We start from the raw sequence: 8,390 nt of genomic DNA, 5'->3' as shown, positions 1-8,390 counted from the left end.
GCCGGGTGTCGCCTTAGAAAAACGCGCCGCGATCGTGAGCCCTCCAGGGGCAGATCCCGAGCAAACCGCCTATCAAGCGGTTTATTTCAAACACCACCGTGCGTGGTTTCTAGACCGAGTTAGCGAAGAAGTGGTCGCGATTCCGGTCTCTCGCCCGAACCACCTGGCGAAACTGGAATGGTTGATCGGCACTTGGATCGATGAGGACGACAACGCTCGGATCGAATCGAACTATCGGTGGACCAAAAACCGCGCGTTCATCACTCAACTGTTTGAGATCACGGTCGGCGACCAAGTGGAGCACTCGGGAATGCAGATCATCGGGTGGGATTCCGCCTCGGAACAAATCCGATCCTGGGTCTTTGACTCCGACGGGGGCTTTGGGGAAGGCGTTTGGAGCCAACACGACAACGCTTGGCATATTCGATCCTCGGGCGTCTTGCCCGACGGAAGCAAGTCCAGCTCAACCAATGTCATGACCTACATCAACGACAACGTGTTCACTTGGCAATCAATCGATCGAATGGTGGACGGCGAGTTGCTGCCCAACGTTGATGAGGTCGTGGTGGCCAAGCAAACAGGGCCGAGCCAATGATTCCGTGCAACGTTGCTTCGATCAATGATCGTGATCCGATTTCAATGCCTTGCGATTCGGTGCCAACCATCGCCAGACAACCTTCTTGCCAACAAACCTTGTCGCCAACGGAAAAAATCTGATGAAACGCGCATGCATGTTCATCGCGATAGTCGCGATTTGCCTCTGGGGTGCTGCTGATGCTCTCGCTCGCGGAGGCCGGGGAGGAGGTCGCGCCGGAGGCGGGTTTTCTCGCGGCGGTGGAGGCTTCAGTGGTGGTGGCGGATATCGCGGTGGTGGTTTCTCACCCTCGATCAGTCGCACACCCTCGGTCAGCCGTCCTTCGATGCCAAGCTATTCACGACCCACACCACGCCCCAGCGTCCCACGGACCAGCGCGCCACGACCAGGTGTATCGTCCCCGGGCATCAGCACACGCCCCAGCGTTTCGCGGCCCTCATCCGGACTCTCACGTCCTTCTTCGCCCAGTGGTTCACGTCCGAGTGCAGGAACGCTTCCAAGTGCCGGCTCACGTCCCGGATCTGGCTCGCGGCCCGGTCCCGCCACGCGTCCCAGCCAAGGTGGAAGGCCCAGCCAAGGCGGAAGACCCAGTCAAGGTGGGCGTCCCAGTGCTGGCGATGTTCGAGACTTTCTTGATTTGCCGTCCACTGGTGGCGCGCGCCCCAGCCAACTGCCATCATCACCGCGGGACAACTTAGGCAGCGGAATCGCTGGCGGCGTGGCAGGCGGAATCGCGGGAAGCGTGGCAGGAGACTTTCTCCGTGACTCGGGGCCGCGGCCAAGCACACTGCCAGCCGAGCGCCCAGGCAACGGCAATCGCCCGGGCGGAGATCGCCCCGGTGTTGGAGATCGCCCCAGTGTTGGAGATCGACCTGGTGCTGGAGATCGACCGGGCATCGGAAATCGTCCAGGCGGCGGTGAGCGACCGGACATTGGCGATCGACCACTTGCTGGCAATCGACCGGAACGAATCGAAAATCGAGGTGACCGGCAAGAGATCCGCCAGGAGCGACGCGATGAGATTCGCGATCAGATCGACGATACGCCCATCCGCGATTTTTGGTCAGATCATCCGCTGTGGGGTGCTTGGGCGATCTCGCGTCCGTTTCGTTGGGCCGCGTGGGGCGGGGTCACGGGTTGGGTCGATTATGGATGGGTCGAACCGATCTACTACAACTATGGCGAGAACATCTACTACCAGGACGGGATGGTCTACAGCGATGGTGAAGTGATCGCCACCGAAGAGCAATACGCACAACAAGCCGAAGCTATCATCGCCAGTGCGCCGGAACTGGACGCGGTTGCGACAGAAGACCCCACCGAAGAATCGGATTGGATGCCGCTGGGTGTCTTCGCGGTGACACCGGACGGACAGGAGTCGGGGCCAGAACCCACACTGTTTTTGCAGTTGGTGCTCAGCAAGCAGGGAATCCTTTCCGGAACGCTGAATGACGAAACCACCGACACGACTCAGACCATTGAGGGCATGGTGGACAAGGAGTCACAGCGTTCCGCCTGGAACGTGGTTGGGAAGACTCGTCCAATCATGGAAACCGGCATCGTCAACCTAACCAAGGACACCGCACCGGCGCTGGTTCATTTTGCTGACGGCACGACTCAGCAATGGCTCCTGGTGCGGTTGGACGATCCTCAAAGTGAAGACGCCCTTCCAGGCCAATCGGAATGATGGAGTGAATCAATGCTGCAAATGAGAAGAAAGATCCGAGCCATGAAGGTGCGAACCCTGTTTCTAGTAATGTGTGCTTTGGTCTCGGGATGTTCTGAGTCACCAGAGAAGAGCGTCCCGGTGCGCCCAGTTCGCACGATCCAGGTCGGGGACCTGAACGTGATCAGCGGTCGTCAGTTTCCCGGTCGTGCATCCGCGAAGAACGATGTTGAACTTTCGTTCGATGTTTCGGGACCACTTGTGTCGCTCCCCGTGGACGTGGGCTCGGTCGTCAAAAAAGGCGATGTGATCGCCGCGATTGATCCCCGGGATTTTGAGACGACGTTGGCCAGCAACCAAGCCAACTTGGATCGTGCCAAAGCAAACTTGTCGGCGATGCAACGTGGTGCTCGAACCGAGGAACTCGCGCAGATGGAAGCGGAGCTCGTTCAGGCAGAAGCCTCGTACGAACAAGCGGTGGCCGAACACAATCGCAGCGAAAGGTTGCTGAAAAGTGGTGCCGTCTCGCAATCCGATTTTGACATCACACTCGCTCGTAAGAAACGCACCAAAGCGGAAATCGATGATGTCAAGGAAGCCTTGAAAATCGGTTTGGCTGGCGCTCGCGAAGAAGACATCGAAGCCAAGCGTGCGGAAATTCGAGCCTTGGAAGCCGCCGTGGAAGCGGCGAAAAACCAGCTCGACGATGCGACGTTGGTGGCACCTTTTGACGGCGAAGTTTCCGCCCGCTTCGTGGACAACTTTCAGCGAGTCCAGGTCAAACAACCGATTGTTCGAATGGTCGACATCTCAGAAATTGAAATCACGGTCCAGATTCCTGAGTCTCTCATCGGCATTGTGCCGCAGGTGAAAGAAGTGGCGTGCCGCTTCGATGCCTTGGGGGATCGCGACTTCCTTGGCAAGGTCACCAAAATCGGTCGAGAAGCCTCTCAAACCACTCGGACCTATCCCGTCACGGTTCAAGTCAGCCAACCAGAGGATGCCAAGATTTTGCCTGGCATGGCTGCCACCGTTCGAAACCATCCCGAACAAGACGACCAACCAGAAACCGTGGATCTGATCGTTCCTCCCAGTTCCGTGTTCACTGCGCCAGAGAACGATGAGCAAACCTTTGTCTGGGTCTTCGAGGAAGACACTGGAACGGTTGTCCGTCGCAAAGTCTCCGCTGGTGAATTAACACCGGTTGGGATCCAGATCGTCGAGGGACTCAAAGCTGGCGAGCGAGTGGTCACTTCGGGAGTGAATTCACTGAGTGAAGGACAAAAGGTCAAGTTGCTAGGCACCTAGGAGGTGACTCAAACAACTGCGACGCAAAACAACGCTTGGGACCTTGGTCCCAAGCCTGAAACACCGGTCACATGAAGTTCTTTCCTTGAGGTTGATGACAGGATTAATGAATCTGGCAGAGATATCCATCGAGAAACGCGCGATCACTTACTTCGGCATTGCGCTGATCGTCTTGGGTGGCATCTTCTGCTACTTCCAACTCGGTCAGTTGGAGGACCCTGAATTCTCTGTCAAAACGGCTGCGATCACGACGACCTATCCAGGTGCCAGCGCGGAGCAGGTGGAATTGGAGGTGACGGACCGATTGGAAACGAAGCTCCAAGAAATGACGGAGCTGAAGAACATCTACTCCAATTCACGAGCGGGCCTCTCCATCATCAAGGTGGACATCAAGAGCAACTATTGGTCGGAACGTTTGCCGCAGGTCTGGGATGTGCTGCGGAAGAAAGTGGCCGACGTCGAACCCACGCTCCCGCCCGGCGCCGGAAAGCCCCAAATCGGCGATGACTTTGGCTATGTGTTTGGTTTTCTGTTGGCCGTCAGCAGCGATGGCTTCAGCTATGCCGAACTGGAAAACCATGTCAAGCAAATGCGAAAGGAACTGAGCGTCGTCCAAGGCGTCGCTCGCGTCGATTTGTGGGGCGTCCAAGACAAGCGAATTTACCTGGATGTGTCCTCAGCCCAGTTGGCGGAACTGAACCTGACTCCGGCACAACTGATTCGAACGCTGCAGTCACAAAACATGGTTGTTGACGCAGGGCACGTCGACTACCAAACACAGCGACTGCGCGTGGCACCAACCGGCGCCTTCCGCACACCAGAAGAGATTGGCGAACTCGCGGTCACCAGTGTCGTCGACGGCCAAAACGAAATCATCCGCATTCGCGACATCGCGACGGTGAATGTCGGCTACGTCGACCCACCCAGCCACATGCTTCGGCACAACGGACGGCAAGCAATCGGATTAGCAATCGCTCCTGCGTCGGGCGAGAACGTGGTCGAAGTTGGCCAACGGATTGATGGCCGGATCCACGAGCTGTTGGCTGAATTGCCGGTCGGTATCAATGTCGAACGCATCTCGTGGCAATCCGACCAGGTCAGCGAATCAATTCGCGCCTTCATGGTCAGTTTGATCGAAGCGGTTGCCATCGTTCTGGCTCTACTGGCTCTGACGATGGGCATTCGGCCTGGGATCATCATCGGTATCAGCGGTTTGGTGTTCCCGATTCTGGGGACCTTCATTGTGATGTCGATCCTCGGAATTGATCTGCACCGGATCTCGCTTGGTGCCTTGATCATCGCAATGGGAATGATGGTCGACAACGCAATTGTGGTGACCGACGGCATCATGGTGCGGATCTCACAAGGCATGGATCGCAAGCAGGCAGCCATCGAAGCGGCCAGTGCGCCCGCCATTCCGTTGTTGGGAGCGACCGTGGTCGCCTTCATGGCGTTCTTTCCCATTTTTGCGTCGACCTACGACACCGGTGAATATGCCGGAAGCCTGTTCACGGTCGTTGCGATTTCGCTGCTATTGAGTTGGGTGTTTTGCCAAACGATCGCGCCACTGCTGTGCATGGCAATGTTGCCGAGCCCAAAAGCCGGACAACCATCGGCGGATCCCTATCAAGGCGGGCTCTATCAGAAATTCCGTCGCTTGCTGGGCTTCACGATTCGGTATCGGATCCTGTTTTTGGGCAGCATGGTGGGATTGCTGGCCGTATCCATGGTTGGATTTCGATGGGTGCCACAATTGTATTTTCCCGATTCCAGTCGTTTGCAGGTGATGATCGACTATTGGGCACCCGAAGGAACTCGCATCCAGCAAACCGATGCAAATCTACAGCGGATCGAGGAATACGTTTCTGACCATGACGCCACCACTTCGGTCAGTGCATTCATTGGCAAAGGCCCGCCACGGTTTTATCTGCCGGTCAGTGCAGAAGACCCTTATACCTCTTACGCCCAACTGATCGTCAACACAAACTCGCTTGACGGCGTGAACCAACTGGTCGCGGATGCCGACGCCTGGGTGAAAGAGAATTGTCCCGAAGCGATGGTACGGGTTCGCAAATATGCGGTCGGGGCGTTTGACGACTGGAAAATCGAAGCTCGTTTCAGTGGTCCCGCTAATGCGGATCCTGACACACTGAGAAGCCTGGCCGAACAAGGTGCCGAAATTCTCCGAGAGACACCGCTGGCCAAGGAAGTGCGTGTCAATTGGCGCGAACGGGTTCAGGCTCTGGCTCCCCAATACAATCAGGAACGCGCCCGCTGGGCAGGTGTCTCACGTGACGATCTGGCTCGCGTGATGAAGCGTTCATCCGATGGAGTCGTCGTCGGTCAGTACCGCCAAGAGGATGACCTGATTCCAATTGTTGCGCGGAACGTGGAATCGGAGCGAGAACGCGCTGCAACATCACTGGACGAACTGCAAGTCACCCCCAAGCTCTCACCCAACGCGGTGCCGGTCTCACAAGTCATCGACGGTATCGAAGTTCCCTGGGAGGATCCAATCATCTGGCGTTGGGACCGCCGCCGAGCGATCACCGTGCAGTGTTCCCCCAACAATGTGACAGCTCCAACACTCCGCAACGCGGTGTTGGAAAAGTTTGATGCGCTCGATCTGCCGCCGGGTTACCGATTGGATTGGGACGGGGAGTACTGGAGTGCGAAGCAGTCCCAGGAAGCACTGACACCTGGCATCGTGCCCGCCGTCGTCGTCATGCTGTTCATCTTGGTGGCACTGTTTAACAGTTTCCGTCCCATGCTGATCTGCATTGGCGTGATCCCATTCGTGATGATTGGGATCACCAGCGGGATGCTGCTGACGCAGACACCGTTTGGATTCATCGCTTTGTTGGGTGCGATGAGTTTGTCGGGAATGATGATTAAGAATGTCGTGGTTCTGCTGGATGAGGTGAACGCGAATCTTGGTCGTGGGCTGACTCCCTACAACGCAGTTGTCGAAGCGGCAGTCACTCGATTGAGTCCCGTCATCAATGCGGCGGGGACAACCGTGCTGGGCGTTTTGCCAATGCTACAAGACGTCTTTTGGGTGGCTCTCGCGGTGACGATCTTCTTTGGCCTGATCGTTGGAGCGATGTTGACAATGGTGATGGTGCCGACACTCTACGCGCTGCTCTACGGAATTTCCCCTGAAGACACTCCCCAGGAATCGGCTTGATCCGCACTCAACGTCCGGAAGGGACCGAATCAAAAATGGTTGCACACTTACAACAACTGCTACGCCACACCCGAGTCGAACAAATTGTCGGCGATGTGATTCGCTTGCGAGCCACAGGTGTTGCACTTGGCGATATGGCAGAAGTCGAAAACACCGATGGTGAAGTCTCTCTCGCGCGTGTGATTGGGTTGGATCAAAACCTGGTCAGCTTGCAAGTGTTTGCCGGTGGCAAGGGACTCTCGACAGATGCCACCGTCCGTTTTCTCGGACGACAGTTGGACGTGGTTTACTCACCGAACATCCTCGGCAGAATCTTTCGCGGGTCGGGCGAGCCGATGGATGGTGGCCCTGATTTGTCGGGGGACCCGCATGTGAAGGTCGGTGGTCCGACAGTCAATCCTGTCATGCGCGTGATGCCGACCAAGATGATCGAAACCCGCGTGCCGATGATCGACCTGTTCAACTGTTTGGTCGAGAGCCAAAAGATTCCGATCTTCTCAGTTGCGGGCGAGCCTCACAACAATCTGCTGGCCAGGATCGGCTTTCAGGCGGATGCTGATGTGCTGGTGTTCGGCGGTTTGGGACTGATCTTTGACGACTACCACTTCTTTCGAACGGCGTTTGAAGAACATGGCGTGTTCGGCCGCACAGTGATGTTTGTCAATCAAGCATCCGATCCGTTGGTCGAGCGATTGTTGGTCGCTGACATGGCATTGGCGGTGGCCGAAAAATTCGCGGTGGAAGAGAACAAACGCGTGCTGGTGTTGTTGACTGACATGACCGCTTACGCCGATGCCATGAAAGAAATCGGTGTCGCTCAAGAACGCATCCCAGCGGTCCGTGGGTACATGGGCGATTTGTACACACAACTCGCTCAGCGTTACGAGAAAGCGTGTGACTTCAAAGGTGCTGGTTCGGTCACCATTTTGACGGTGACCACGATGCCCGGCGACGATGTCACTCACCCCGTCCCCGACAACACCGGTTACATCACCGAGGGGCAGTTCTACTTGCACGGTGGCATCCTCGATCCCTTCGGTTCGCTTTCGCGGTTGAAGCAACACGTCATCGGCAAATCAACACGCGAAGATCATTCGCAGATCATGAACACAATGATCCGCTTCTATTCCGAGGCCGCCGAAGCTCAGCGAAAACAGGCGATGGCATTCGAGTTGTCATCCTTCGATGAGAAACTGCTGAAGTTTGGCGTTCTGTTCCGTGAGCGATTCATGGACATCAGCGTTTCGATGGGTGTGACCGAAGCCCTTGACCTTTGCTGGAAAACGCTTGCCGAGTGCTTTGATCCACAGGAGTTGTTGATGAAACAACATCTGATCGACAAGTACTTTCCCAAGCTCACCGTTCCATCACAAGCCAGCGAGGAATAGAGCGGGATGGCCAAACTGCGACTCAGCAAAAATTCACTTCAGCAACAGCAACAGCAATTGAAGCTGTACACGAAGCTGCTGCCGTCTCTGGATCTGAAGCGTCGCCAGCTCACCGTCGAAGCCCAGAAAGCGCAGGCTGAACTCGAAACCGCGATTGCAACCGCGGATGAACTCGAAACGCGGATCGGACAAGAGTTGCCGATGCTCGCGGATGAGCAATTGGATCCCAGTGGCTTGGTGAAAATG

5 protein-coding genes and 1 pseudogene are annotated in these 8,390 nt (G+C 56.4%); all 6 read left to right on the top strand.

Going from position 1 to position 8,390, the window contains the following annotated elements:
• A partial coding sequence (locus ACF8AM_RS07255) for a DUF4440 domain-containing protein (protein ID WP_392554985.1) occupies positions 1-595 on the top strand: 595 nt, incomplete at its 5' end.
• A gap of 121 nt (positions 596-716) precedes the next feature.
• Positions 717-2,282 (top strand): hypothetical protein, encoded by a 1,566-nt coding sequence (locus ACF8AM_RS07250; protein ID WP_392554984.1) that lies wholly within the window; start codon positions 717-719, stop codon positions 2,280-2,282.
• 21 nt (positions 2,283-2,303) lie between these two features.
• Positions 2,304-3,569, top strand: coding sequence for an efflux RND transporter periplasmic adaptor subunit (locus tag ACF8AM_RS07245; protein ID WP_392554983.1), 1,266 nt, complete (start codon positions 2,304-2,306; stop codon positions 3,567-3,569).
• A gap of 106 nt (positions 3,570-3,675) precedes the next feature.
• Positions 3,676-6,756, top strand: a complete 3,081-nt coding sequence (locus ACF8AM_RS07240; RefSeq protein ID WP_392554982.1) for an efflux RND transporter permease subunit — start codon at positions 3,676-3,678, stop codon at positions 6,754-6,756.
• A gap of 35 nt (positions 6,757-6,791) precedes the next feature.
• Positions 6,792-8,144 (top strand): V-type ATP synthase subunit B, encoded by a 1,353-nt coding sequence (locus ACF8AM_RS07235; RefSeq protein WP_392554981.1) that lies wholly within the window; start codon positions 6,792-6,794, stop codon positions 8,142-8,144.
• Positions 8,145-8,150: 6 nt separating this feature from the next.
• A pseudogene (locus tag ACF8AM_RS07230) lies at positions 8,151-8,390 on the top strand (V-type ATP synthase subunit D); the annotation flags it as partial.

The organism is Rhodopirellula sp. JB055, assembly GCF_043100905.1.
Taxonomy (GTDB): Bacteria; Planctomycetota; Planctomycetia; order Pirellulales; family Pirellulaceae; genus Rhodopirellula.
Note: the sequence above shows the minus strand (reverse complement) of the source record. Positions and strands in the feature narration are given on the sequence as shown.